1 protein-coding gene is annotated in these 1088 nt (G+C 36.6%); it reads left to right on the top strand.

Going from position 1 to position 1088, the window contains the following annotated elements; translation table 11 throughout:
- A partial coding sequence (locus tag HMPREF3186_RS07165; RefSeq protein ID WP_156438989.1) for a DUF1542 domain-containing protein occupies positions 1-927 on the top strand: 927 nt, incomplete at its 5' end.
- Between the last annotated feature and the right edge of the window lie 161 nt (positions 928-1088).

Here is a 1088-nt window from a genome sequence, read left to right as displayed (position 1 = left end):
GCAGTAAACCCAGTAGGAAAAGAAAAAGCGAAGGCAGCAGTAGATGCAGCATTAGCAGAAAAAGAAAAAGCAATCGAAGCTAACGACAAACTTTCAGATGCAGAAAAAGCAGCAGCGAAAGCAGAAGCTAAGAAAGCAGCAGACGAAGCTAAGAAAGCAATCGAAGCAGCAACAGATCAAGCTGGAGTAGACGCAAAAGCAGCTGAAGGAACAAAAGCAGTAGAAGCAGTAAACCCAGTAGGAAAAGAAAAAGCGAAAGCAGAAGTAGAAGGTGAATTAGCTAAGAAATTAGCTGAACTTGAAAATTCAACTGATCTAACAGATGCAGAAAAAGCAACGACTAAGACACGAGTTTTAGACGAAGCTAAGAAAGCAATCGAAGCGATTGAAAAAGCTACGACACAAGAAGAAGTAGAACAAGCAATTCGTAACTTTGTTTACCACATTTCAGCGGTTGTTCTTGAAAAAGAAGAATATGATTTATCAAAACTATTTGTAAATGGAACTGTAATTGTTAAACAAGGAGAAGTTTTAACTGATAAAGATATCTTATCAAAACTAAACTTACCAGAAGGTGTAGAAGTTGTTAAAGTTGAGAAACCTGAAACAGCAGTCCTAGGTAAAGGAACAGCTAAAGTAACACTTAAATTAGCTGATGGTACTCAAGTAACTATTACAGTACCAGTAACAGTTGTTGAAGGAACAACGGCAGAAACGTCAACAAATTCTTCTGAAGAAGAAACAACAGTAAATACTTCAGATGTTGCTAAATCAGATGCAACTGAAAAATCTTCTAACAATGTTAGTAAAAAACAATTACCAAATACTGGTACAACTGAAACTAACACAGGATTAGCAGGTTTAGGATTAGCTATGCTAACTGGATTATTTGCAGTGGCAAGACGTCGTAAAAACGATAAAAACTAATTTAAAGTTTAGAATAAATCTTGTTTAGAATAAATCTTTAAGTATAGAAGAAAGCCCTCGATATTATTTCGAGGGCTTTTTTGGGTACGACGGGCATGTCGTACATCTGGGGTGAAAGTCCCAAAGGGCAGTAAGCGTCCAATAACGAGGTATATTGAATA

The sequence above is a fragment of the Gemella haemolysans genome (assembly GCF_001553035.1).
Taxonomy (GTDB): Bacteria; Bacillota; Bacilli; order Staphylococcales; family Gemellaceae; genus Gemella; species Gemella haemolysans_B.
Note: the sequence above shows the minus strand (reverse complement) of the source record. Positions and strands in the feature narration are given on the sequence as shown.